Origin of the sequence: Sphingomonas sp. CFBP 13728, assembly GCF_014841895.1 — a bacterium.
Lineage (GTDB): Bacteria > Pseudomonadota > Alphaproteobacteria > Sphingomonadales > Sphingomonadaceae > Sphingomonas.
The window spans coordinates 749,447-772,219 of record NZ_JACYUS010000001.1 but is presented as its reverse complement, the minus strand read 5'-3'; the positions used below and the strand labels follow the sequence as shown (position 1 = coordinate 772,219).

Sequence of the window (22,773 nt, the reverse complement as noted above, 5' to 3'; positions counted from 1 at the left end):
GCCGGGGCCCAGTTGGGGAACGTCGCTAGTTGAAGGCGGCACTCCGTTATGCCGACCTTTCCAATTGGGCCCCGGCCTTCGCCGGGGTGGTGCTTGGGGGCTATCGACCCCGCGCTACCGAACCTCGCGGCCACCCTTCCACAATCGCAACACGCGACCCTGCACCGGCAAGCCGTCGAACGGAGTATTGCCAGCCTCGGCTGCAAACTCTTCCCCGACGATCTGCCAAGGCGCCTGCTGGTCGAACAGCATCAGGTCGGCGGGTTTGCCCACCTCCAGCGTCCCGGTATCGAGCCCGAGCACGCGCGCCGGGTTGCTCGCCAGCAGTGCGAACAGCCTCTCCAGCGTGATGCGCTCGTCGCGCACGAGCATCAGTGCGAGCGGGAGCAACGTCTCGGCCCCCGCCATCCCGCTGCTTGAGTCCGTAAACGGCAGCCGCTTTTCTTCCGGTCCGCGCGGCTCATGGCCCGAACAGAGCACGTCGATCGTGCCGTCTGCGATCGCCTCGAGCGCCGCGCGACGGTCGCTGTCCGCACGCAACGGCGGCGACAGCAGCGCGAACGAGCGGAAGTCGCTGACCGCGATCTCCGACAAATGCAGATGCGCGGGCGTGATGCCGCACGTGACGGCGACGCCGCGACGCTTTGCCGCACGGATCAGATCGAACCCGGCCGCCGTCGTCACCTGGCGGATGTGGAGCCGCGCACCGGTATCCTCGGCGAGCATCAGGTCGCGCGCGATCGCGAGCGCTTCGGCCACCGCCGGCGCGGCGGGGAGGCCGAGCCGGGTCGCCGTCTCGCCCTCGGTCGCAACCGCGCCGGCGGTCAGCCCGCCATCCTCGGCATGTGCGATCACCGTCACGTCGAGATCGCGCGCATAGGCGAGCACGCGCCGCATCACGCCACTGTCGGCGATCCAGTGCTTGCCCGTGCCGACCGCCTTCGCACCCGCCGACAGGCAGATCGCCATCTCGGCGAGGTCGTGGCCTTCGAGTCCGCGTGTCGCGGCCGCGATCGGGTGAATCCAGAGGTCGGGCTTGCCGATCAACGCCGCGCGCTGGACGATGCCGGGGTCGTCCAGCACCGGCGACTGGTCGGGCATCAGGCCGATCCGTACGATCCCGCCGGCACGGAACGCCGCACGATCGACCTTCGCGACGCCGAGGTCGACGATCCCGGGTGCGATCGTCTTGCCGCCGCAATCGACGACCGTCGCATCGGCAGGAATATCGACGATCCCGGTCGCGACGATCACGCCGTCGTGGACCAGCAGATTGCCCTTCGACACGCCGCCGACCGGGCAGGCGAGGGTTGCGTTGGTGAGCGCGAGGATCATGCCCAACCCTCCACGCCGCGTGCTCTTCGGGTCAGCACGTCGAGGCAGGCCATGCGGACGGCGACCCCCATCTCGACCTGTTCGGTGATTGCCGAGCGCGCATGATCGGCCACCGCGGAATCGATCTCGACGCCGCGGTTCATCGGGCCGGGGTGCATCACCAGCGCATCGGGCGCCGCCTTCGCCAACCGGTCCAGCGTTAGCCCGTAGCGCAGCCGATATTCCCGCGTGGAGGGGACGTACGCGCCGTCCATCCGCTCGTTCTGGAGCCGCAGCATCATCACCACGTCAGCACCCTCCAAAGCCTTGTCGAAATCGGTGAACGCGGTGACGCCCATCCGCTCGATCATCGGGGGCATCAGCGTCGACGGCGCGCAGACGCGGACCTCGGCGGCAAGCGCGGTGAGGGCGAGAATGTTCGAGCGCGCGACGCGGCTGTGCAGCAGATCGCCGCAGATCACGACGCGCTGCCCGGCGATCGAGCCTTTCCGCCGCCGGATCGTCAGTGCATCTAGCAGCGCCTGGGTTGGATGCTCATGCCGCCCGTCGCCTGCGTTGAGCACGGGGCAGTCGACCTTGTCCGCAATCAGCCGCACCGCGCCGCTCGACATATGCCGGATGACGATGACGTCGGCGCGCATCGCATTGAGCGTCATCGCGGTATCGATCAGCGTCTCGCCCTTCTTCACGCTCGACTGGGCGGCGTGCATGTTGACGACGTCGGCGCCGAGCCGCTTGCCGGCGATCTCGAACGACAGGAGCGTGCGCGTGCTGTTCTCGAAAAACGCGTTGATCTGGGTAAGCCCTGCCAGCCGCTTGTCGGGCGTCGCATGCGTGCGGTTGGCGCCGACCCACGTCTCCGCCTCGTCGAGCAGGAACGCGATCTCGTGTGGCTGGAGCCCGTCGATGCCGGTGAGATGCCGGTGCGGGAAGACGGCGCCGCCTTCGATGAGGGCGGCGGGGCGGTGATCTGAGGTTCGCATTAAAGCTGCGGGATAGTGGCGCGCGGGGCAGGGGGCAAGCGCTCCGCGATGCGTCGCCGCAAACCGCATGGTTAACCTGAATTTAGCGTGGGTGTGGGATGGGGTTTGCAGATGGGGCGAGGGCGCAGGACGAGATGACGAACGCGAACGGTGCCGGATGGTGGGAAACGCGCGCGTTTGCCGTGACGCTCGTTCTGCTGTCCGCGGTGCCGCTGTTGTGGCCGGCGCTGCCTCCGCTCAGCGATCTGCCGGGCCATATGGGGCGCTGGCATATCGCGATGGCGCTGCCGACCTCGCCCGATCTTCAGCGCTATTACGACTATCGTTGGGCGCTGATTCCCAATCTGGGGATGGACTTGCTCGTACCGGCGCTGGCGCACCTGTTTCCCTTCGAGGTCGCGACCAAGCTGGCGGTGATCGCGATCCCGATGCTGACTGTCGCCGGATTGTTATGGGCGGCGCGCGAGGCGCATGGGCGCGTACCGCCGACCGCGATGTTCGCGGTGCCGCTCGCCTATGCCTGGCCGTTCCAGTTCGGCTTCGTCAATTTCGCGCTGTCGCAGGCGCTGGCGTTCTGTGCGCTGGCGTTGTGGATCCGGCTGGGGCGGCAGGATCGACTTGTCCTGCGCGCGCTGCTGTTCGTGCCGATCGCGTGCGTGCTGTGGATATCGCACAGCTTCGGTTGGGGACTGTTCGGGCTGATGGCGGCGGGCGCCGACGTCGCGCGGGTGCGTGCCACCGGGCGCGGCTGGCCCGCATCGTTCGCGATGGCGGCGGTGCAATGCGTATCGCTCGGCGTGCCGCTGATTGCCATGATCGCCGCCGCTGCGTCGGGGCAGGGGGCGGGAGGGTTGGGCGCCGACGACTGGTTCAACCTGACGGTGAAGACGATGTGGCTGCTGTCGCTCTTTCGCGATCGCTGGCAATGGTTCGATCTGCTCTCGTTGCTGACGGTGATCGGCGTCCTGTACGCAGCCTTGCGGAGCCGGCGGATGGGATTTTCACCGCTGCTCGGGTTGCCTGCGCTGCTGTGCCTCGGCGCGTTCGTCGTGCTGCCACGGTTGCTGATGGGGGGCGCGTATGTCGATATGCGGATCGCACCGGCCGGGATGATGCTCGCGCTGGTTGCGATACGCCCGATCGATGTCGCGCAGTCGCGGATGCTGGCGCTGCTGGCGGTGGCGTTCGTCCTGATCCGCTTGACCGGCGACACCGTCAGCTTCGTCGAGCGATCGTCCGAACAGCAACGCGAACTCGCCGCGATCGGCCATATTCCACGGGGTGCGGCCGTCCTGTCGCTGGTCGCCCGCCCGTGTAGCGGGGTGTGGACCGATCTGCGGCGCGATCACCTGCCGGGATTGGCGATCGTGCGGCGCGATGCTTTCAGCAACGAGCAATGGGCTATCGAGGGCCAGCAGGCGCTGCAGATCCGCTATGCGATCGCCGCGCCCTATACCGCAGACCCTGGCCAGAGCGTCTACCCGTCGATCTGTGCCGACATAGGTTCCGATTTCAAGACGACGATCGCGCAGTTCCCACGCGCGGCCTTCACGCACGTCTGGACGATCGGGTTCGCGCCGGGAGCGGCGAAAGCGCCGGACCTGCGCGTAATCTGGACCAACGGTCAGTCCACGCTCTACCGGGTCGTGCGCTAGATCTGCGCGGTCACCAGTGCATCGATGGCGCCTTGCAGGATGTAGGCGGCGGCCATCTTGTCGACGAGTTCGGCGCGTTTGGCGCGGCTGGCGTCCTGTTCGATCAGCGTGCGGGTGACGGCGACGGTCGACCAGCGTTCGTCCTGGAGGAGAATTGGCAGGCCCATGTCCTTGAGGTTCTGCGCGAATGCTCGCGTCGACTGTGAGCGCGGACTCTCGCTGCCGTCGAGGTTGATCGGCAGGCCGATGACGAGCCCGACGACCGCTTGCGCCTTGATGATCTCGGCGAGCGCGGCTTTGTCCTTCTGGAACTTGGTGCGGCGGATCAGGAGGGCAGGGCTCGCGAACGACCAGCCTGCGTCGCAGAGTGCGGTGCCGATCGTCTTGGTGCCGACGTCGAGGCCGATCAGCCGGCCGCCGTTCGGGAGCGCGTCGCGGAACTGCGCGGCGGAGAGCGTAATCATTTAAAGGCCTTCAGGCGGCGGTTGGCGTCGGCGCGGATGTTCGCCCAGAACAGGCTGTAGTCGTAGACGTGGTAATTGTTGCCGGGCAGCACGTAGGGACCGAGGTTCGGGCCCTCTCCGATCAGCAGGAAGCCACGGTCGGCACAGCGTGCGGGGACGCTGCCGATCGCGATCGTCGCGGTCTTCAGGTCCGCGGACGGGACGAGCGTGCCGAGGTTGGCGGTGGCGGGCGCGGTCGCGTCGGCGGTGCCGGTCAGCGGGTTGGTGCAGACTATCGGCGTGGCTTTTCGCGGCTGGCCGTTGAAGCCGGTGGTCTGGTCGTAGGCGTCGACGATCAGCGAGGGATCGGCGGGTTCGGCAAAGCTTTCCCACGACAGGATGCAGCCGGTCTGGTCGGCGGTGCGGCATTCGACCAGACCCATCTTCGGAAGATCGGTCGTACGAGAAACGGGCCAGCCAACGACATAGGCTGCGACGATCCGCGCCTTCAGCTTCGGGTCGTTCGCAACGCGGTCGCGGAGCAGGCGGGTGAGGTGGAGCGCGCCCTGGCTATGCCCGGCGAGGATGATCGGGCGCTTCGGACCGGCTTCTTTCAGGAAGCGGTCGAACGCGGCGGAGACGTCGCCATACGCCAGTGCCAGCGCGCGTTCGCTGTCCGCGACGCTGGTCAGGAATGCACCGAACGTCGCCTGGCGATAGCGTGGTGCCCAGATGTCGCCCGCCTCGTTGAATGCACTGGCCTGGCCGCGCACGAACAGTTCAGCCCGCGCATTGGTCTCGGGGTCGTCGATCGGCGCGTTCCAATGGTCGCGGTTGATGTACGACGTCGGGTGGATGAAGAAGATCGCCGCACCCTTGCCGCGCTCACCGGGGGTGTAGCCGGGCGGCGTCCAGAGCGCAGGGTTGCCGGGCGCATCGGGACGCGCGAGCCACATGATCTTGCGCGCGTAAATGTTGCGCGGGGCTTCGCGTTGGGCCTGGAACGTCTCGCTCGGCACCATAACCGCGCGCATCAACTGCGTGCCGAACAAGCGGTAGGCGAGCAGCGCGGCGATCGCGAGGACGATCATCGCGGCGACGAAATAGAGAAACTTGCGGGCCAAGCGGGACCTTCCGTGCAGGCGGTCCGGCTCCCGTGCCGTATGCGCGCCGCCGTTGCAATCGCGCACCTTCGTGTTCCCCCGCCTCCGCGGGGGAACACGAAGGGTGTTGCGCCGCCTGCGCGCCCGGTGCTAGCCGCAGCCCATGTCCGTAGATACTGCAACCGTGAAGCGGATCGCGAGCCTTGCGCGCATCGCGATCACCGACGAGGACGCCGCCCGCATGGCGCCGGAACTCGGAAACATCCTTGGCTGGATCGAGATGCTCGAAGAGGTCGACACGACCGGTATCGAGCCGATGACCGCCGTCATCCCCAACACGCTGCGGCTGCGCGACGACGTCGTCAACGCCGACCCGCTGACCGGCGGCGGTATCCGCGAGCAGGTCCTCGCCAACGCGCCCGTGGCCGAACACGGGTTCTTCGCCGTGCCCAAGGTGATCGAATAATGACCGACCTTACAGACCTCGGGATCGCAGGCATTCGCGACGGCGTCCGCGATGGCTCGTTCAAGGCGCGCGAAGTCGCCGATGCGTTCATCGTAAAGGTGAGCCAGGCCAAGGCGTTGAACGCGTTTCTTGTCGAGACGCCTGAGCACGCGATCGCCGCCGCCACCGCGGCCGACACCGCGCGCGCAGCCGGCGAGACGCTCAAGCCGCTGGCCGGTGTGCCGATCGGCATGAAGGACCTGTTCTGCACCAAGGGCGTTACGACGACCGCGGCGAGCCACATCCTCGAAGGCTTCACGCCGACCTACGAGTCGACCGTCTCGCAGAACCTGTGGGACGCGGGCGCGGGGATGCTCGGCAAGCTGAACATGGACCAGTTCGCGATGGGCTCGTCGAACGAGACCTCGGCGTTCGGCAACGTGATCTCGCCGTGGAAGCGCAACGACGGCGGTAACGCCTCGCTCGCCCCCGGCGGCTCGTCGGGCGGTTCGTCGTCGGCAGTGGCCGCACGGCTTTGCCCCGGCGCGACCGGCACCGACACCGGCGGCTCGATCCGCCAGCCCGCCGCCTTCACCGGCATCAGCGGCATCAAGCCGACCTATGGCCGCTGCTCGCGCTGGGGGACGATCGCGTTCGCCTCGTCGCTCGACCAGGCGGGACCGATGGCACGCGACGTCCGCGACTGCGCGATCCTGCTGGAGGCGATGGCCGGGTTCGATGCGAAGGACGGCACCTCGTTGCAGCTCGACGTTCCCAAATGGGAATCGGGTTTGTCCGGCAATCTCAATGGCCTGCGCGTCGGCATTCCCAAGGAATATCGCGTCGACGGGATGCCCGAGGAGATCGAGGCACTCTGGCAGCAGGGCATCGATTGGCTGAAGGATGCCGGCGCGACGATCGTCGAAGTCTCGCTCCCGCACACCAAATACGCGCTCCCCGCCTATTATATCATCGCGCCCGCCGAAGCGTCGTCGAACCTCGCGCGCTATGACGGCGTCCGCTACGGGATCCGCGACCTGCCGACCGGCGCCGGTCTGCAGGACATGTACGCCGCGACGCGCGCCGACGGCTTCGGCCCCGAGGTGAAGCGCCGCATCATGATCGGCACCTACGTGCTGTCGGCCGGCTTTTACGACGCGTATTACACGCAGGCGCAGAAGGTCCGCACGCTGATCGCGCGCGATTTCGAGCGGGCTTGGGAGACGTGCGACGTCCTGCTGACCCCGACCGCTCCGTCGGCGGCGTTCGCGCTCGGCGAGAAGTCGGCCGATCCGATCGCGATGTATTTGAACGACGTCTTCACCGTGCCGTCGTCGCTCGCGGGGTTGCCGGCGATGTCGGTGCCGGGTGGGCTCGACAAGCAGGGGCTGCCGCTCGGGCTGCAGATCATCGGCAAGCCGCTCGACGAACAAGGCGTGCTGAACGCAGGGCTCGCGATCGAACAGCGAGCAGGATTTACCGCGCGACCAGAGGCTTGGTGGTAACATGAGCGATTACAGAATTCAGGGCGAAACCGGCGAGTGGGAGGTCGTGGTCGGCCTCGAAGTGCACGCGCAGGTGACGTCGAACGCCAAGCTCTTCTCGGGCGCGGCGACCGCGTTCGGCGCGGAGCCCAACACGCAGGTATCGCTGGTCGATGCGGCGATGCCGGGCATGCTGCCGGTGCCCAACCGCGAATGCATCCGCCAGGCGGTCCGCACCGGCATGGCGATCGAGGCGCAGATCAACAAATGGTCGCGGTTCGACCGTAAGAATTACTTCTACGCCGATCTGCCGCAGGGCTATCAGATCAGCCAGCTCTATCATCCCATCGTCGGCGAGGGCGCGATCGACATCAGCCTCGACGAGAAGAATCCGGATGCCGCGGGCAAGCGGATAGGCGTCGAGCGCATCCATGTCGAGCAGGATGCGGGCAAGCTGATGCACGACCAGCATCCGACGCAGTCGTATGTCGACCTCAACCGGTCGGGCGTCGCGCTGATGGAGATCGTGTCGAAGCCCGACCTTGCATCGCCAGCGGAAACAGGGGCTTACCTGCGGAAGCTTCGATCGATCCTGCGCTATGTCGGGTCGTGCGACGGCAACATGGAAGAAGGCTCGATGCGCGCCGACGTCAATGTCAGCGTGCGCAAGCCCGGCGACGAGCTGGGGACGCGGACCGAGACGAAGAACGTCAATTCGGTGCGCTTCGTGATGGCGGTGGTCGAGCAGGAGGCCAAGCGTCAGGTGGAGGTTCTCGAAGCCGGCGGCAAGATCCAGCAGGAAACGCGGCTCTACGATCCCGATCGCAACGAGACGCGTTCGATGCGGTCGAAGGAAGACGCGCATGATTATCGCTACTTCCCCGATCCAGACCTATTGCCGCTGGTACTCGACGACGCGTTCCTGGCCGAGTGCCGGGCTTCGTTGCCGGAACTGCCGGACGCGAAGCGGACGCGGTACGAGGCGCTCGGGATTGCGCCGTATCAGGCGACGGTGCTGACCGCCGAGGTCGAAGCGGCGCGGTGGTTCGATGCGTTGCTCGACGCGGGCGTGAAGCCGTCGGCGGCGGCGAACTGGACGACGTCGGAACTGTTCGGCGCGCTGAACCGGACTGGCAAGGATATCGAGAACTCGCCGGTGTCGCCGGCGCAGGCGGCGGAACTGCTGGGGCTGATCGCGGACGGCACGCTGTCGGGGAGTCTCGCCAAGCAGGTGTTCGAGGTGATGCTCGAGACCGGCGACGGCGCGGCGAAGGTCGTCGAGGATCGCGGGTTGAAGCAGACCAGCGATACCGGGGCGATCGAGGCCGTGATCGCCGAGGTTATGGCGGCGAATGCGGACAAGGTTGCGGATTATCGCGGCGGTAAGGACAAGCTGTTCGGGTTCTTCGTGGGTCAGACGATGAAGGCAATGGGGGGGAAGGCTAACCCTGCCGTTGTGAACGAGGTTCTGAAGGGGATGCTTGGGGAGTCGGTGGCTTCGTAAGCTATCACTGAGCAACCTGACCGATCTCCCGCCCTGCCTGTTCTCCCGCGAAGGCGGGAGCCCAGGGTAACTGAGTGCAGCGCTGCTTGATTCCTGTTCCCCCGCGCGAGGGAACAGAAAGGGAGCCGTCTCCCATTCGCCACCACCCCGGCGAAGGCCGGGGCCCAATTGGGGGACGTTGCTGACTGAGGGCAGCGCTTCGTTACTGCAACCTTTCCAATTGGGCCCCGGCCTTCGCCGGGGTGGTTGTGTACGGAGGCGGCCTTACCCCTCCACCTTCTGCGGATGGTGCGGCACGAGGATCAGGGTGTTCTCTTCCACCCGCCACGACGCCAGCCGGGACAGGAAGTTCATCCCCAGCACGTTGGTCTCGCCGAACGCGGGCGACACCACCACCTGCAAGTCCCGCGCGACGATCGCGCCGAGACGCAAACTCGCGATCTTCCCCGTCTTGGCCGCGATCGACCCGTTGGCGGTCTGCAAGACGATCGGCACCACGCCGACCCGCGCCTCAACCCCAGCTCTCTCAGCCGTCTTCTCGGAAATAGCGGTAATCGTCGCGCCGCTGTCGATCAGCAGCCGCTGGCTCACCCCGTCGATTGTCGCGCGCGCCCAGAAGTGCCCATCCGGCGACATGCGGATGCGAACCTCGCCGCCGACCACCTGCTGGTCCTCGATCTTCAGGAACCGCGCGATCTTGCCGACATAGGGATCGAACTGGCGCCGCTGGTCGACCGCGACGAACAACAGTCCGACAAGGACAAGCGTCATTGCCAGATTGACGAGCGTTCGGATGATGGGGATGCGCTGCGCCAAGATCAGCAGCAATACGGCGAGCACGAGCGCGATATACAGGCTCTGGTGCTCGGCGAAGGTGGGGATCGTGGGGATTATCGAGTCCTGATTGGCGGAGGTGACACCGTATAGATAGCCACCCCCGCCTGTATGGTTGCTGACGCGAGCTTACTGCGCGTCGTTGTCCTGGTTCTTCACGACGCCGCCGGTACCACCGACGCCGTCGGGCAGGCCGGTATCCGTGAACGTCTCGGGCTCGTCGCCGCCTTCGCCGCGCTCGACCGCGTCGGAGCGCGACTCCACCGCCTGTTTGATGTCGCTGCGGGTATCCTCGTCACGATCCTCGGGGAGCGTTTCGGGGTTCGTACCGGAGTGGGGATCGCTCACGCTCAAAACTCCGGCTGAACGGGTGCGGGATCGTTCGACGGCGTTCCCGGCGCTGGCACGTCGATGTCGGGCGCTGGCGGATTGAACTCGGGCGGCGGCGCGGTCGGCTCGACGGGGGGCGTCGGGGTCGGAAATTCTGCCGGGGGTTGGGTAGCCATGATGTCTCTCCTTCTAAATGTTCAACGCCTGTAATCAGCGGGAGTTGCCTATGTGCTTGCCCCCGCATGCATCGTTGGTATAGACGCGCCCGCTACGGCGATGTCCTGTGCGGGCGTGGCGGAACTGGTAGACGCGCTTGGTTTAGGTCCAAGTATCGCAAGATGTGGGGGTTCGAGTCCCTTCGCCCGCACCAGCCCGCCGCGCAGGCGAGGCGACCGCCCGAAGAATTATCCTGAATGCTCTTTTAGACAAAGGCCGGACATGCAGACTGTCGAGACGTTGAACGAGGGCCTCAAGCGCGCCTTTACGCTCACCATCACCGCGAAGGATATCGATGCCAAGGTCGATGTCGAGCTGAAGCGCCTCGCGCCGCAGATGAAGATGCCGGGCTTCCGTCCGGGCAAGGTGCCGGCGAACCTCATCCGCAAGATGCACGGTCCGGCGCTGACGCAGGACGCGCTGAACGCGGCGATCCAGGAGAGCGTCCAGACGCTCGTCGCCGAGAAGCAGCTTCGCCCCGCGATGCAGCCTTCGGTCGAGCTGGAAGACGGCTATGACCTCGGCAAGGATGCCGTGGTCAAGGTCGAGATGGAGGTCCTCCCGCAGGTCCCCGCGCCCGCGATCGACGGCATCAAGCTCGAGCGCCTGACCGTGCCCGTCGCCGATGATGCGGTGACCGAGCAGCTCCAGAAGTTCGCCGACCAGCAGAAGAAGTGGGACGACGCGGCTGACGATTATGTCGCCAAGATGGGCGATCTCGTCACCGTCGATTTCGTCGGCAAGACCGCTGACGGCGTCGCGTTCGAGGGCGGCACGGGCACCGACATGGGCGTCGAGCTCGGTTCGGGTCGTCTCATCCCGGGCTTCGAGGATCAGCTCGTCGGCGTGAAGACCGGCGATGACAAGGTCCTGAACGTGACCTTCCCCGAGGAGTATCAGGAGAAGTCGCTCGCGGGCCAGCCGGCGACGTTCGACATCACCGTCAAGTCGGTGAAGACCGCGGGCGAGAGCAAGATCGACGAGGATCTGGCGAAGTCGCTCGGTCTCGAGAGCCTCGAGCAGCTCACGGGGCTGTTGAAGGGTCAGATCGAGCAGGAGCATAACGGTCTCACGCGCACGCACATGAAGCGCAAGCTGCTCGACCAGCTCGCCGAAGGTCACGACTTCGAAGTGCCGCCGTCGATGGTCGAAGCCGAGTTCAACCAGATCTGGTCGCAGCTCCAGCACGAAGCCACGCACGAGGCCGACCCCGAGGCTGCGATGGCCGAGATGGAAGGCGAGCGCGACGATTACCGCAAGATTGCCGAGCGTCGCGTGCGCCTCGGCCTGCTCCTGTCCGAGATCGGCCAGGCGAACGGCGTCGAGGTTTCCAACCAGGAAATGCAGCGTCTGCTCGCACAGGCCGCGCAGCAGTATCCGGCCGAGCAGCGCCAGCAGTTCATGCAGTACGTCCAGCAGGAGCCGATGGCGGCTGCCCAGCTGCGCGCGCCGCTGTACGAGGACAAGGTCGTCGATTTCCTGTTCGAGAAGGCCGAGATCACCGACCGCGAAGCGACGCGCGAGGAGCTTGAGGCCGCGATCGAGAGCGAGGACGGGTTCGCCAGCGGCACGCACACGCATGATCACGACAATCACAAGCCGAAGAAGAAGGCCGCAGCCAAGAAGGCCAAGCCCGCTTCGGACGAAGCTGTTTCGGATGACGCCGTGACGGACGAGGCACCGGCTTCGGACGCAGCGGACGAGGCCAAGCCTGCGAAGAAGGCGCCTGCCAAGAAGAAGGCGGCTCCGGTCGAAGCAGAGACCGCCGTGACGGAATCGTCGCCGGTCGCTGCCGAGAACGCAGAGGGCACCGAAGCTGCCGACGCACCGGCGAAGAAGCCGCGCGCGAAGAAGGCTCCGACCAAGACCGAGGCGTAATCGTCGCGCGAGCGCCTCAGGGTTGAGGCGCTCGACCCATAATCGGGTCACTTCCCCGGCGGAGACCGGGGCCCAGTTGGAAAGGTAGCTGTAACGGCGCGCAAAGCTCCGTTATGGACCTTCCCCAACTGGGCCCCGGCCTTCGCCGGGGAAGTGCGTTTTGGGATGGTTCGGTGACTGACGTTTTGCCTGCTGCTCGACCTCCGATGCCGTCTTCAACGCCGCAAGGGCAGGGCATGACCGAACCAAGAATCGCTGTCCTGCTCCCGTGCTACAACGAGGAAGCCGCGATCGCGCAGACGATTGCCGGCTTCCGTGCCGCGCTGCCCGGCGCCACGATCTACGTCTACGATAACAACAGCGCCGATCGCACGATCGAGGTCGCACGCGCCGCCGGAGCCGTCGTCCGGACCGAGCGCATCCAGGGCAAGGGCGCGGTCGTCCGCCGCATGTTCGCCGACATCGACGCGGACATCTACGTCATGGCGGACGGCGACGCGACCTATGACGCTGCTTCTGCACCGAATCTGGTCGCTCGCGTCCTCGACGAGCAACTCGACATGGTCGTCGGTTCGCGCATCAGCCAGGTCCAGGAAAGCTACCGCCGCGGCCACCGGTTCGGCAACGCGCTGCTCACCGGCATGCTCGCCCGCCTGTTCGGCCGCAGCTTCACCGACATCCTCTCAGGGTATCGCGTTTTTTCGCGCCGGTTCGTGAAGAGCTTCCCGTCGCTATCTGCCGGGTTCGAGATCGAGACCGAGATCAGCGTCCACGCGCTCGAACTCAAGATGCCGATCGGCGAGGTCGAGACACCCTATTACGCGCGCCCCGAAGGCTCCGAATCGAAGCTCAGCACCTACGGCGACGGCTGGCGCATCCTGCGCACGATCATGACGCTGTATCGGATCGAGCGGCCGCTCTGGTTCTTCGGCGCGATCGGCAGCGTGTTCGGCCTGCTCGCGCTGATCCTCGGCATCCCGCTGGTGCTGACGTACATCGAGATTCACCAAGTGCCCCGCTTCCCGACCGCGATCCTGATTACCGGCCTCGGCATCTTCGCCGCGCTCAACGTGTTCACCGGGCTGATCCTGGACACGGTCGTCCGCGGTCGCCGCGAAGTCCGCCGCCTGGCGTACCTGGCTTACCCCGCCCCAGGCCTCTGACTCCCTCGCCCCTTCGGGGAGAGGGAAGGAGGAGCCGCTTTGGCGACGGGAGGGTGAGGGGCGGTTGGCGGATCCCAACCGCCCCTCACCCTCCCACCCGCAAGCGCGGGCGGGCCCCTCCCTCTCCCCGGAGGGGCGAGGGCAAGCAGTCCCCGCGCCCAGCGGTAGGCAGGGCTTGAACTCCCCTCCCGGACCGCCGATGTTAGCGGTTCACTGGGGCATAAGAGAGATTTCCATGCACAATCCGTTCGAGACCGGCGATTTCGCGAGCCCGTTGGCCAGCGCCGGGCTCGGCCTGCAGCAGACGCAAGCAGGCCTGGTTCCCATCGTCATCGAGCAGTCGAACCGCGGCGAGCGTTCGTTCGACATCTTCTCGCGCCTGCTACGCGAGCGCATCATCTTCGTGACCGGTGGCGTCGAGGACGGCATGGCCTCGCTGATCACCGCGCAGCTGCTCTTCCTCGAGTCCGAGAACCCGAAGAAGGATATCTTCATGTACATCAACTCGCCAGGCGGTGTCGTCACGGCGGGCATGGCGATCCACGACACGATGCGGTACATTCGTCCGCGCGTCGGCACCGTCTGCATCGGTCAGGCCGCGTCGATGGGCAGCTTCCTGCTTGCGAGCGGCGAGCCCGGCATGCGCGTGGCGATGACCAACGCGCGCATCATGATCCATCAGCCATCGGGTGGTGCACAGGGCATGGCCAGCGACATCGAGATCCAGGCCCGCGAAATCCTGCGCATCCGCAAGCGCATGAACGAGCTGTATTCGCAGTATACCGGCCAGCCGATCGAAGAGATCGAGCGCCGGATGGACCGCGATACGTTCCTCGAAGCGAACGAGGCGAAGGATTTCGGTCTGATCGACGAGGTGTTCGACAAGCGTCCGGCGGTATCCGAGGATGCCCCGAAGCCTGCCTGATACCCGCTTGAACCCAGATCGACCGGGGCTGGCATGGGGTGAATCGTAAACCCCGCCGGTTTATTTGATTGTAGGAACTCCGGGGTGCGTTACGGTAGCGGCCCCGGAAACGGCACGTGCACCGACATGCGCGAGAGGTGATTGAATGACGAAGCTGAGCGGTGGCGACTCGAAGAGCACCCTCTATTGCTCGTTCTGCGGGAAGTCGCAGCACGAGGTCCGCAAGTTGATCGCCGGGCCGACGGTCTTCATCTGCGACGAGTGCGTCGAGCTATGCAACGACATCATCCGAGAGGAGACGAAGTCGGCTTTGGTGTCCAAGAAGGACGGCGGCGTGCCGACTCCGCAGGAGATCTGCGACGTCCTCGACGATTACGTGATCGGCCAGAAGCGCGCCAAGCGCGTGCTGTCGGTGGCGGTGCACAATCACTACAAGCGGCTCAACCACGGCGCCAAGGGTGCCGATGTCGAGCTGTCGAAGTCGAACATCCTGCTCGTCGGGCCCACCGGTTGCGGCAAGACGCTGCTCGCGCAGACGCTCGCGCGCATCCTCGACGTGCCGTTCACGATGGCCGATGCGACGACGCTCACCGAGGCGGGTTATGTCGGCGAGGATGTCGAGAACATCATCCTCAAGCTGCTCCAGGCGTCCGACTACAACGTCGAGCGCGCGCAGCGCGGGATCGTCTACATCGACGAGATCGACAAGATCTCGCGCAAGGCCGAGAACCCCTCGATCACGCGCGACGTGTCGGGCGAGGGCGTGCAGCAGGCGTTGCTCAAGCTGATGGAAGGCACGACGGCGTCGGTGCCTCCGCAGGGTGGCCGGAAACATCCGCAGCAGGAATTCCTGCAGGTGGATACGACCAACATCCTGTTCATCTGCGGCGGTGCGTTCTCGGGTCTCGAGAAGATCATTGGCGATCGTCTCCAGGGCAAGTCGATCGGTTTCGGCGCGTATGTCGCCGGGCCGGACGAGCGCAAGACCGGCGAAACGCTGAAGTCGGTCGAGCCCGAGGATCTGTTGAAGTTCGGGCTTATCCCCGAGTTCGTCGGTCGTCTGCCGGTGATCGCGACGCTCGAGGATCTCGATGTCGACGCGCTGGTGAAGATCCTCAAGGAGCCGAAGAACGCGCTGGTCAAGCAGTACCAGAAGCTGTTCGAGATGGAGGACGTCGCGCTCGGCTTCACTGACGACGCGCTGGTGTCGGTCGCCAAGAAGGGCATCGAACGCAAGACCGGCGCGCGCGGTCTTCGCTCGATCCTGGAGAGCATCCTGCTCGACACGATGTTCGACCTGCCCGGCATGGACGGCGTCGACGAGGTGATGATCGACAAGGACGTGATCGAAGGCCGTAAGGAACCGATCCGCGTCTATGCCGAGAAGAAGAAGACTGGCGACGCTGCTTAAGCGGAACTGGTTTGAGATACGGAGAGGGGCGTCGAGCGATCGGCGCCCTTTTTCGTTTTGGGGCATACGCGCCCGAAGACCCCCTCCGTCATCCTGACGAAAGTCAGGACCCAGAGCCATTAAGGCTCGCGCTATTTACCCTGGATCCTGACTTTCGTCAGGATGACGGGAAGGGGCGTACCACCAAACCGTGTCGCCTTGAGGAAAGTAAGGACAGAACTACGAGGTCAACAGCCTAACCCGCTCTAGATCCTTAGGACGCCCGAACATCCTGAGTATCCCGACTAATTCCGCCCGGTCAGGCACGTAAACGACGCGTCCGTCCAACGGGAGAGATACGCGCGTTCGCGGCAGCACCTCCGTCCAACCCGCGCTCGTCGCAACATGAAACGCCGCCATGATCTCGACGACCAAAGGCGGTGACTCCCACCGCCCGAACAGTGTCGATCGGAACAACGAACTCGCGCCATCCTTGATGGGCACGACTCCGAGCCCGTCCATCACCCTTCGAGCATCGCCTAAGCTCATGAGCACATCGACGTCGCCGACCTCGATCGGCGTCACGCCATGAAGCGCCACCGCGGCGCTGGAAATGACCCACCACGGATCCTGCGCTCCCTCCAACGCGTCGGCGGTCAAGACGAGCGTTTCGCGGAAATCGGAAGCCAGCATCGGTGCAGCCTACTCGATCCTTACCGCCCCGCAATCGCCCCGACTCGGACCCTTATCGGCCCTCGCGCATTCGTTATCCAAGTGGAACGAGGGAGCATGCATGACGATCGAAGTGGCCGACCGACCGAACGAACACGTGGTGGAGACGATGCCGGACCGTCTGGCGCTCCCGATCTGGACGCTGATCGCGCCGGGCCTGGGACTGCTCGCCGTCCTCGTTGGCCTCGCCAAGATGGGCACGCTCGGCACCGCCGCCGCGGTCATCGTGCTGATCGGCAGCGTGCTCGCCGCGGTCCATCACGCCGAAGTGATCGCGCACAAGGTCGGTGAGCCGTTTGGCACGCTCGTCCTTGCGATCGCGGTCACCGTGATCGAGGTGTCGCTGATCGTCTCGCTGATGCTCTCCAACGCCGGCGACGCGACCACGCTCGCGCGCGACACGGTGTTCGCGGCGATCATGATCATCCTCAATTTCATCATCGGCATCTGCCTGCTCGCGGGCGCGGTGCGGCATCATGAGCAGCGGTTCACGCTGAAGGGCATGACGGCCGCCCTCGGCGTACTTGCAGCGATGGCGGTGCTGTCGCTGGTCCTGCCGAACTATACCTCGTCGACACAGGGCCCGACCTACGCGTCGTCGCAGTTGATCTTCGTCGCGGTCGTGTCGCTGATTCTCTACGGGACGTTCGTGCTGGTGCAGACGGTGCGCCACCGCGATTATTTCCTGCCGTCGACCGACGATAAGGACGACCACGCCGCGCCGCCGTCGGGTCGCGCGACGGGCATCGCCTTCGCCGCGCTGCTGGTCGCGCTCGTCTCGGTGGTGCTGCTCGCGAAGACGCTGTCGCCGACGATCGAGGCCGCGGTGCTCGGTGCCGGCCTGCCGCTGACCGTGGTCGGCGTGGTGATCGCGGCGCTGGTGCTCGCGCCCGAGAGCCTGGCCGCCTACAAGTCCGCACGGCGCAACCGGTTGCAAACCAGTCTCAATCTCGCGCTCGGCTCCGCGCTGGCGACGATCGGGCTGACGATCCCGAGCGTGGCGATCGTGTCGCTGGTGCTCGACCTGCCGCTCGCGCTCGGCATCGACGCGAAGAGCATGACGCTTTTGGCTCTGTCACTGTTCGTGGCAACGTTGTCGCTTGGCACCGGGCGGACGACGGTGTTGCAGGGTGTCGTCCACCTGGTGATCTTCGCCGCCTATCTGTTCACGACGGTCGTGCCGTAAGCTCAGGGGCCCTGCGTCGATAGGTAGGCGATGACGTCGGCGCGGTCCTTCGCGTCGGGCAAACCTGCGAACGCCATCGTCGTGCCGGGCACCATCTTGCGCGGGTTGGTGAGCCAGGCGTCCATGCGCTTGGCATCCCAGTTGCCGCCAAGCGACTTTAACCCGGCGGTGTACGAGAAGCGCGGGCGGCGCTCGCCGATCGGGCCGCCCATAACGCCGTAGAGGTTCGGCCCATCGGTATCGCCCGCATATTGCCCGATCGTGTGGCAGGCGGTGCAGCGGCGAAAGACGCGTTCGCCGCTGGCGATCTGGCTGGTGGTGCCGGAGTCGGGGCTCGAACCGCAGCCTGCGAGCGCCAGTGCCAGCAGGGGCCACCGCGGCAGGGTCATCGCTTCTGGCGTGCGGCCAAGGCGAGACCGGCGGCGATCTGCACGACGGCGTAGAGGCGACGGCGGCCGGGACGGTCGACGAACGGCTTCACGAGTTTCTCGGTGCCGAGGGCATCGTCCTTCCAGAGATCCACGTGGCGGCTGGGTTGGAGCAAGCCGATCAAGCCGTCCCCTACCATGAAGATCGCTGCCATCTCCGCCGCGCGCGATCCCCAGATGTTGTCCTGCGAACGCACGAGTTCAGGAAGCACGGGCGTCGTCTCCTGGGACACTGAGCCCACGCCTTCGCGGGGGAACGGTGGAGAGGTCATTGGGGCTTGGCCTTCGCAGCTTGCGCGGCTTTCCAGGCGGCCACGTCTTCCAGTGCAACACTACGCCGCAGGACCAGCGCATCCGGGTCGATCACGACATGCGCGCCCGCCGGGACCGACAAGCTCGCCTTCCCGCCAGTCATCGGCAAAGTCCGCGTCTTGCCGTCGATCTGCACCTGTACCGGCAGCGGGAAGGGGCCATTCCCCGGTACCTTCCAGGTCAAAGTCAGCATATTCCCCGTCCGCGTTTCCACTAGCTCGGGCAGCGCCGCCTGGCGGAGGTACACGTCGAAGAACCACGCATAGTCCTTCCCCGTCACCTTTCGGACGAGCCCCTCATATTCCTTCGTCGACCCGAACCGCGGCGCGAAATTGCCCGGCTTCGGATCCGCGCGCCCATACACCGCCAGCCGCGTGACGTCGAAGAACGCCTTGTCGCCGATCAGGCTCCGCAGCGTGTGGAGCATCCACGACCCCTTGTAGTAGATGTCCTGCCCCGCACCGCCCTTGTCGAGTTCGTACACCTCCTCCTCGGTGGTGACGCGCTGCTGCGTGATCGGCTTGAGGTTCATGATCGAGGTGCGCTCGCCCTGCATCATCGCGGCATAGCGCGCACGCCCTTCGCGCCACTGGCCATAGAGCGGCTGCATGTACGTGCCATAGCCCTCGTGCAGCCAGTAATCGTCCCAGTTCGCGGCGGTCAGCTGGTTGCCGAACCACTCATGCGCGAACTCGTGCTGGAACAGCCAGTCGAACCCCTCCGGCGCCTTGGCATATTCGTTGCCGTACGCGTTGATCGTCTGGTGCTCCATGCCCTTGTGCGGCGTCTCGACCACGCCGAGCTTCTCGTCGCCGAACGGGTAGGGGCCGATCATGCTCTCGAAGAAATCGAGCGTCGGCGCGAACTCGGCGAACAGCTTTTCGGCCTGTGCCTTTTCGCCCGGCAGATACCAGTAATACATCGGAATGCTGTTGCCGAACCGGCTCTGGTACGTGCCGCTGATCTCCTCATACGGCCCGACGTTCAGCGCGATACCATAGGTGTTGGGGTGCTTGGCGCGCCAGTTCCACGTCGTCCGGCCGTCCACCAGCGTATCGACGCCGAGCAGCACGCCGTTGGAGGGCGCCTTCAGCCCCTTCGGCACGGTGATGTGCAGCGTCACCAGCGCGGGCTCGCCGGTCGGGAAGTCGAGGCACGGCCAGAACAGGTCGCAGCCATAGCCCTCCGCGGTCGTCGCGAACCAGGTGCGGCCATCGGGCGTTTTCGACCAGACCATGCCGTCGTCCCAAGGCGCCTTCACCGCGACGTGCGGCGTACCGCCATAGGTGATCTTCGCGGTGACCTTCCCGCCGGCGGGGACGGGCTTGGGCAGCGTGATCGTCAGCCGACCCTCGGGATTGCTCCAGGCCGAGGGCGCGAGCGGAACGCCGTCGATCGCGATCGCGCTGACGGGTAGATTGCGGTCGAGGTCAATCGGCAGCCGGGTTAGGGGCGCCTTCGCGGTGAAGACCAGGGTGGCGACACCGTTCAGGCTTTCCGTCTCGGGCAGCACTTCGAACGCCAGGTCCGCGCTGTCGAACCGTAGCGCGGTCTGTTCGGGTGTCAGTACGCCCCCCGACCGCTGCGTCTGCGCGGTGATCGCGGGTTCGCCCTTCTTCGGGAGGGGCGCGGCGGCGGTGAGAAGTGCGACGGCGCTTGCAGCGAGTAGAAGACCTGATTTCATGGCGTATCCTCGCGCGGAGGTCAGGGCGATACAAGCTATAAGCCTATATTCCTCGTCATTCCCGCGGAGGCGGGAACCCATACCGGCTAGCCTCGCAGCATGATCACAGACCTCCGAGGATATGGATCCCCGCCTTCGCGGGGATGACGGTGGGGTATTCGAACGCTGGACCCCGGAACAAGGCTCTCCTGAGCGTAGCCGAAGGACCCGGGGTGACGGGGGTGCTCGTGGCATCGTTTCGGACCGGATCGTACCGATCCCACCGCCAACCAATTGATGGACGGTTCATCCTCACCATATACACTGTAGATTATGCCCCCATGCAGGCACCCACCGGAGCGTTCATGACCCAGTACCCCGTCCTTCCCCTTCGCGACATCGTCGTGTTCCCGCACATGATCGTGCCGCTGTTCGTCGGCCGCGAGAAGTCCGTTGCCGCGCTCGAAGCGGCGATGGCGGCGGACAAGGAGATCTATCTCGTCGCGCAGGTCGACCCGGCCGAAGACGATCCCTCGCGCGACGACCTGTATTCGATGGGCGTCACCGCGACCGTGTTGCAGCTGTTGAAGCTCCCCGACGGCACCGTCCGCGTGCTCGTCGAGGGCAAGCAGCGCGCGACGCTGGAGACGCTGGACGAGAGCGGCGACTTCCTGACCGCGACGGTCGAGACGGTCGCCGATGCCGAGGTCGAAGGCGCTGAGGTCACCGCGCTGATGCGCTCGGTCGTCGACCAGTTCGAGAACTACGCCAAGCTCAATCGCAAGCTCGCGTCCGAGACCGCGGTGCAGATGTCGGAGATCGAGGACGCGTCGAAGCTGTCCGACGCCGTCGTCGCGAACATCGCGATCAAGGTCGCCGAGAAGCAGGCGATGCTGGTCGAGACCAATCCGTCGAAGCGTCTCGAAATGGCAATGGTCGCCATGGAGGGCGAGCTTGGCGTCCTGCAGGTCGAGAAGAAGATCAAGAGTCGCGTCAAGCGCCAGATGGAGAAGACGCAGCGCGAATATTACCTCAACGAGCAGTTGAAGGCGATCCAGCGCGAACTCGGCAACGAGGACGGCGAGGGCGAAGGCGACGAGATCGCCGAGCTGACGCAGAAGATTGCCACGCTCAAGATGAGCAAGGAAGCGCGTGGCAAGGCGACGTCGGAGCTCAAGAAGCTCAAGACGATGGCACCGATGAGCGCCGAGGCGACCGTCGTGCGCAATTATCTCGACGTGCTGCTCGGGCTCCCTTGGGGCAAGAAGTCGAAGATCAAGAAGGACATCGCCGCCGCGCAGGTGACGCTGGACGAGGATCATTATGCGCTCGAGAAGGTCAAGGACCGGATCGTCGAGTATCTTGCCGTGCAGGCGCGCACCAACAAGCTGAAGGGGCCAATCCTGTGCCTCGTCGGCCCTCCGGGTGTCGGCAAGACCTCGCTCGGCAAGTCGATTGCCAAGGCGACCGGGCGCGAGTTCATCCGCCAGTCGCTCGGCGGCGTGCGTGACGAAGCCGAGATCCGTGGGCATCGTCGCACCTATATCGGCTCGCTGCCGGGCAAGATCGTGACGAACCTCAAAAAGGCCGGCACGTCGAACCCGCTGTTCCTGCTCGACGAGATCGACAAGCTCGGCCAGGATTTCCGCGGCGATCCGGCCTCGGCGCTGCTCGAGGTCCTCGACCCGGAGCAGAACGGCAAGTTCCAGGATCATTATCTGGAGGTCGACATCGACCTGTCGGACGTGATGTTCGTCTGCACCGCGAACTCGCTCAACCTGCCGCAGGCGCTGCTCGATCGCATGGAGATCATTCGTCTCGAGGGGTATACCGAGGATGAGAAGGTCGAGATCGCCGAGCGCCATCTGGTCGAGAAGCAGATCGAGGCGCATGGCCTGAAGCCGGGTGAGTTCACGCTGACGCAGGAGGGGCTGCGTACGCTCATCCAGCAGTACACGCGGGAGGCTGGCGTGCGTACGCTGGAGCGCGAGATTGCCAAGCTGTGCCGTAAGGCGCTGCGTCAAATCCTCGAGAACAAGACCACCAGCGTCACGATCACGCCCGAGAACATCGGCGAATATGCCGGCGTGCAGAAGTATCGCCACGGGCTCGGCGAAACCGAGAACCAGATCGGTGCGGTCACTGGCCTTGCCTGGACCGAGGTCGGCGGCGAACTGCTGACGATCGAGAGCGTCACGGTTGCGGGCAAGGGCCAAGCCAAGCTCACCGGCAAGCTCGGCGACGTGATGAAGGAGTCGATCGAGACCGCGTTCAGCTTCGTCAAGGCACGCGCGCCGAGCTACGGGATCAAGCCGAGCCTGTTCGCGCGGAAAGACATCCATATCCATCTGCCCGAGGGTGCGGTGCCGAAGGATGGTCCGTCGGCGGGTATCGGCATGGTCACGTCGATCGTCTCGACGCTGACCGGCGTGCCGATCCGGCGCGAGGTGGCGATGACCGGCGAGGTTACGCTGCGTGGTCGCGTGCTGCCGATCGGTGGCCTTAAGGAGAAGCTGCTCGCGGCGTTGCGCGGGGGCATCGAGACGGTGCTGATCCCGGCGGAGAATGAGAAGGACCTCGCGGAGATCCCTGCGAACATCAAGGCAGGGCTGAAGATCATCCCCGTTTCGCATGTCGACGAGGTGCTCCGTCTGGCGCTGACCGAGCCGCTCGAAGCGATCGAGTGGACCGATGCGGACGAGTTGGCGGCACTGCCACCGGCACCGATCGCGCCGGTCGGGGGTGGCCTTCACCACTGATCCAT

21 protein-coding genes and 1 tRNA gene are annotated in these 22,773 nt (G+C 65.5%); 11 read left to right on the top strand and 11 right to left on the bottom strand.

Annotation, left to right across the window (positions count from 1 at the left end; translation table 11 throughout):
• Window positions 1–114: 114 nt before the first annotated feature.
• Window positions 115–1,335: a dihydroorotase gene (locus IFT67_RS03280; RefSeq protein WP_192145018.1), complete on the bottom strand. Its 1,221-nt coding sequence runs from the start codon at window positions 1,333–1,335 to the stop codon at window positions 115–117.
• A complete protein-coding gene (locus tag IFT67_RS03275; RefSeq protein ID WP_056048137.1) occupies window positions 1,332–2,318 on the bottom strand; it encodes an aspartate carbamoyltransferase catalytic subunit in 987 nt (328 codons plus the stop codon). The genes IFT67_RS03280 and IFT67_RS03275 overlap by 4 nt, the downstream gene beginning before the upstream one ends.
• A 134-nt stretch (window positions 2,319–2,452) precedes the next feature.
• Here IFT67_RS03275 and IFT67_RS03270 point away from each other — a divergent pair, with 134 nt between their 5' ends.
• Window positions 2,453–3,973: a hypothetical protein gene (locus tag IFT67_RS03270; protein ID WP_192145017.1), complete on the top strand. Its 1,521-nt coding sequence runs from the start codon at window positions 2,453–2,455 to the stop codon at window positions 3,971–3,973.
• On the opposite strand, the gene ruvX is transcribed toward IFT67_RS03270, so the two are convergent.
• Together ruvX and IFT67_RS03260 are read right to left on the bottom strand one after the other, a co-directional pair.
• Window positions 3,970–4,437, bottom strand: a complete 468-nt coding sequence (gene ruvX / locus IFT67_RS03265) for a Holliday junction resolvase RuvX (RefSeq protein WP_060524389.1) — start codon at window positions 4,435–4,437, stop codon at window positions 3,970–3,972. The genes IFT67_RS03270 and ruvX overlap by 4 nt on opposite strands.
• Window positions 4,434–5,540 carry a DUF3089 domain-containing protein gene (locus IFT67_RS03260; RefSeq protein WP_192145016.1) on the bottom strand — a complete coding sequence of 369 codons (1,107 nt, stop codon included), beginning with the start codon at window positions 5,538–5,540 and terminating at the stop codon, window positions 4,434–4,436. The genes ruvX and IFT67_RS03260 overlap by 4 nt, the downstream gene beginning before the upstream one ends.
• A 142-nt stretch (window positions 5,541–5,682) precedes the next feature.
• Here IFT67_RS03260 and gatC point away from each other — a divergent pair, with 142 nt between their 5' ends.
• Genes gatC through gatB form a run of 3 tightly spaced genes read left to right on the top strand, consistent with a single transcriptional unit; the run spans window position 5,683 to window position 8,952 of the window.
• Entirely contained in the window at window positions 5,683–5,985 is a 303-nt protein-coding gene (gene gatC / locus IFT67_RS03255) for an Asp-tRNA(Asn)/Glu-tRNA(Gln) amidotransferase subunit GatC (protein ID WP_056048145.1), read from the top strand.
• The gene (gene gatA, locus IFT67_RS03250) at window positions 5,985–7,469 is read left to right on the top strand and encodes an Asp-tRNA(Asn)/Glu-tRNA(Gln) amidotransferase subunit GatA (protein WP_192145015.1); all 1,485 of its coding nucleotides are present in this window, start codon (window positions 5,985–5,987) and stop codon (window positions 7,467–7,469) included. Before gatC ends, gatA begins: the two co-directional genes overlap by 1 nt.
• Window position 7,470: 1 nt before the next feature.
• Window positions 7,471–8,952 carry an Asp-tRNA(Asn)/Glu-tRNA(Gln) amidotransferase subunit GatB gene (gatB, locus tag IFT67_RS03245; RefSeq protein ID WP_192145014.1) on the top strand — a complete coding sequence of 494 codons (1,482 nt, stop codon included), beginning with the start codon at window positions 7,471–7,473 and terminating at the stop codon, window positions 8,950–8,952.
• A gap of 264 nt (window positions 8,953–9,216) precedes the next feature.
• On the opposite strand, the gene IFT67_RS03240 is transcribed toward gatB, so the two are convergent.
• From IFT67_RS03240 to IFT67_RS03230, 3 genes are all read right to left on the bottom strand, one after another.
• Complete coding sequence (locus IFT67_RS03240; RefSeq protein WP_342450545.1) at window positions 9,217–9,792, bottom strand: retropepsin-like aspartic protease family protein; 576 nt, start codon at window positions 9,790–9,792, stop codon at window positions 9,217–9,219.
• A 123-nt stretch (window positions 9,793–9,915) separates the two neighbouring features.
• On the bottom strand, window positions 9,916–10,134 hold the full coding sequence (locus IFT67_RS03235) for a hypothetical protein (protein WP_192145013.1): 219 nt from the start codon (window positions 10,132–10,134) through the stop codon (window positions 9,916–9,918).
• Window positions 10,135–10,136: 2 nt separating this feature from the next.
• The gene (locus IFT67_RS03230) at window positions 10,137–10,292 is read right to left on the bottom strand and encodes a hypothetical protein (protein ID WP_192145012.1); all 156 of its coding nucleotides are present in this window, start codon (window positions 10,290–10,292) and stop codon (window positions 10,137–10,139) included.
• A 109-nt stretch (window positions 10,293–10,401) separates the two neighbouring features.
• On the opposite strand from IFT67_RS03230, the gene IFT67_RS03225 reads away from it, so the two are divergent.
• The 5 genes from IFT67_RS03225 (at window position 10,402) to clpX (ending at window position 15,709) form a co-directional block, all read left to right on the top strand.
• Window positions 10,402–10,486, top strand: a tRNA-Leu gene (locus IFT67_RS03225).
• A gap of 68 nt (window positions 10,487–10,554) precedes the next feature.
• The gene (gene tig / locus IFT67_RS03220; RefSeq protein WP_192145011.1) at window positions 10,555–12,210 is read left to right on the top strand and encodes a trigger factor; all 1,656 of its coding nucleotides are present in this window, start codon (window positions 10,555–10,557) and stop codon (window positions 12,208–12,210) included.
• 236 nt (window positions 12,211–12,446) lie between these two features.
• Window positions 12,447–13,373 (top strand): glycosyltransferase family 2 protein, encoded by a 927-nt coding sequence (locus IFT67_RS03215; protein ID WP_192145010.1) that lies wholly within the window; start codon window positions 12,447–12,449, stop codon window positions 13,371–13,373.
• Window positions 13,374–13,608: 235 nt separating this feature from the next.
• Window positions 13,609–14,298 carry an ATP-dependent Clp protease proteolytic subunit gene (locus IFT67_RS03210; RefSeq protein ID WP_056048165.1) on the top strand — a complete coding sequence of 230 codons (690 nt, stop codon included), beginning with the start codon at window positions 13,609–13,611 and terminating at the stop codon, window positions 14,296–14,298.
• Window positions 14,299–14,443: 145 nt separating this feature from the next.
• Window positions 14,444–15,709 (top strand): ATP-dependent Clp protease ATP-binding subunit ClpX, encoded by a 1,266-nt coding sequence (clpX, locus tag IFT67_RS03205; RefSeq protein WP_056048170.1) that lies wholly within the window; start codon window positions 14,444–14,446, stop codon window positions 15,707–15,709.
• Between the two features lie 219 nt (window positions 15,710–15,928).
• Here the strand turns inward: clpX and IFT67_RS03200 are convergent, their stop codons facing one another.
• Entirely contained in the window at window positions 15,929–16,381 is a 453-nt protein-coding gene (locus IFT67_RS03200) for a hypothetical protein (protein ID WP_192145009.1), read from the bottom strand.
• 100 nt (window positions 16,382–16,481) lie between these two features.
• Between IFT67_RS03200 and IFT67_RS03195 the strand changes: the two genes are divergently transcribed.
• Window positions 16,482–17,606, top strand: a complete 1,125-nt coding sequence (locus IFT67_RS03195) for a calcium:cation antiporter (RefSeq protein ID WP_197982897.1) — start codon at window positions 16,482–16,484, stop codon at window positions 17,604–17,606.
• A 2-nt stretch (window positions 17,607–17,608) separates the two neighbouring features.
• On the opposite strand, the gene IFT67_RS03190 is transcribed toward IFT67_RS03195, so the two are convergent.
• Genes IFT67_RS03190 through IFT67_RS03180 form a run of 3 tightly spaced genes read right to left on the bottom strand, consistent with a single transcriptional unit; the run spans window position 17,609 to window position 20,030 of the window.
• The gene (locus IFT67_RS03190; protein WP_192145008.1) at window positions 17,609–17,995 is read right to left on the bottom strand and encodes a c-type cytochrome; all 387 of its coding nucleotides are present in this window, start codon (window positions 17,993–17,995) and stop codon (window positions 17,609–17,611) included.
• The gene (locus IFT67_RS03185) at window positions 17,992–18,246 is read right to left on the bottom strand and encodes a hypothetical protein (RefSeq protein WP_342450543.1); all 255 of its coding nucleotides are present in this window, start codon (window positions 18,244–18,246) and stop codon (window positions 17,992–17,994) included. Before IFT67_RS03185 ends, IFT67_RS03190 begins: the two co-directional genes overlap by 4 nt.
• A gap of 56 nt (window positions 18,247–18,302) precedes the next feature.
• Window positions 18,303–20,030 (bottom strand): M1 family metallopeptidase, encoded by a 1,728-nt coding sequence (locus tag IFT67_RS03180; RefSeq protein ID WP_192145007.1) that lies wholly within the window; start codon window positions 20,028–20,030, stop codon window positions 18,303–18,305.
• Between the two features lie 344 nt (window positions 20,031–20,374).
• Between IFT67_RS03180 and lon the strand changes: the two genes are divergently transcribed.
• Window positions 20,375–22,768, top strand: coding sequence for an endopeptidase La (lon, locus tag IFT67_RS03175; RefSeq protein ID WP_192145006.1), 2,394 nt, complete (start codon window positions 20,375–20,377; stop codon window positions 22,766–22,768).
• Window positions 22,769–22,773: the final 5 nt, after the last annotated feature.

Excerpts from the sequence above, each read along its gene's own strand:
- IFT67_RS03200 (WP_192145009.1), bottom strand. The coding sequence starts at position 16,381 with ATGCTGGCTTCCGATTTCCGCGAAACGCTCGTCTTGACCGCCGACGCG.
- IFT67_RS03275 (WP_056048137.1), bottom strand. The coding sequence starts at position 2,318 with ATGCGAACCTCAGATCACCGCCCCGCCGCCCTCATCGAAGGCGGCGCC.
- lon (WP_192145006.1), top strand. The coding sequence starts at position 20,375 with ATGACCCAGTACCCCGTCCTTCCCCTTCGCGACATCGTCGTGTTCCCG.
- ruvX (WP_060524389.1), bottom strand. The coding sequence starts at position 4,437 with ATGATTACGCTCTCCGCCGCGCAGTTCCGCGACGCGCTCCCGAACGGC.
- gatB (WP_192145014.1), top strand. The coding sequence starts at position 7,471 with ATGAGCGATTACAGAATTCAGGGCGAAACCGGCGAGTGGGAGGTCGTG.
- IFT67_RS03210 (WP_056048165.1), top strand. The coding sequence starts at position 13,609 with ATGCACAATCCGTTCGAGACCGGCGATTTCGCGAGCCCGTTGGCCAGC.
- IFT67_RS03230 (WP_192145012.1), bottom strand. The coding sequence starts at position 10,292 with ATGGCTACCCAACCCCCGGCAGAATTTCCGACCCCGACGCCCCCCGTC.
- clpX (WP_056048170.1), top strand. The coding sequence starts at position 14,444 with ATGACGAAGCTGAGCGGTGGCGACTCGAAGAGCACCCTCTATTGCTCG.
- IFT67_RS03195 (WP_197982897.1), top strand. The coding sequence starts at position 16,482 with ATGACGATCGAAGTGGCCGACCGACCGAACGAACACGTGGTGGAGACG.
- IFT67_RS03190 (WP_192145008.1), bottom strand. The coding sequence starts at position 17,995 with ATGACCCTGCCGCGGTGGCCCCTGCTGGCACTGGCGCTCGCAGGCTGC.
- IFT67_RS03270 (WP_192145017.1), top strand. The coding sequence starts at position 2,453 with ATGACGAACGCGAACGGTGCCGGATGGTGGGAAACGCGCGCGTTTGCC.
- IFT67_RS03180 (WP_192145007.1), bottom strand. The coding sequence starts at position 20,030 with ATGAAATCAGGTCTTCTACTCGCTGCAAGCGCCGTCGCACTTCTCACC.
- gatC (WP_056048145.1), top strand. The coding sequence starts at position 5,683 with ATGTCCGTAGATACTGCAACCGTGAAGCGGATCGCGAGCCTTGCGCGC.
- IFT67_RS03215 (WP_192145010.1), top strand. The coding sequence starts at position 12,447 with ATGACCGAACCAAGAATCGCTGTCCTGCTCCCGTGCTACAACGAGGAA.
- IFT67_RS03280 (WP_192145018.1), bottom strand. The coding sequence starts at position 1,335 with ATGATCCTCGCGCTCACCAACGCAACCCTCGCCTGCCCGGTCGGCGGC.
- gatA (WP_192145015.1), top strand. The coding sequence starts at position 5,985 with ATGACCGACCTTACAGACCTCGGGATCGCAGGCATTCGCGACGGCGTC.
- tig (WP_192145011.1), top strand. The coding sequence starts at position 10,555 with ATGCAGACTGTCGAGACGTTGAACGAGGGCCTCAAGCGCGCCTTTACG.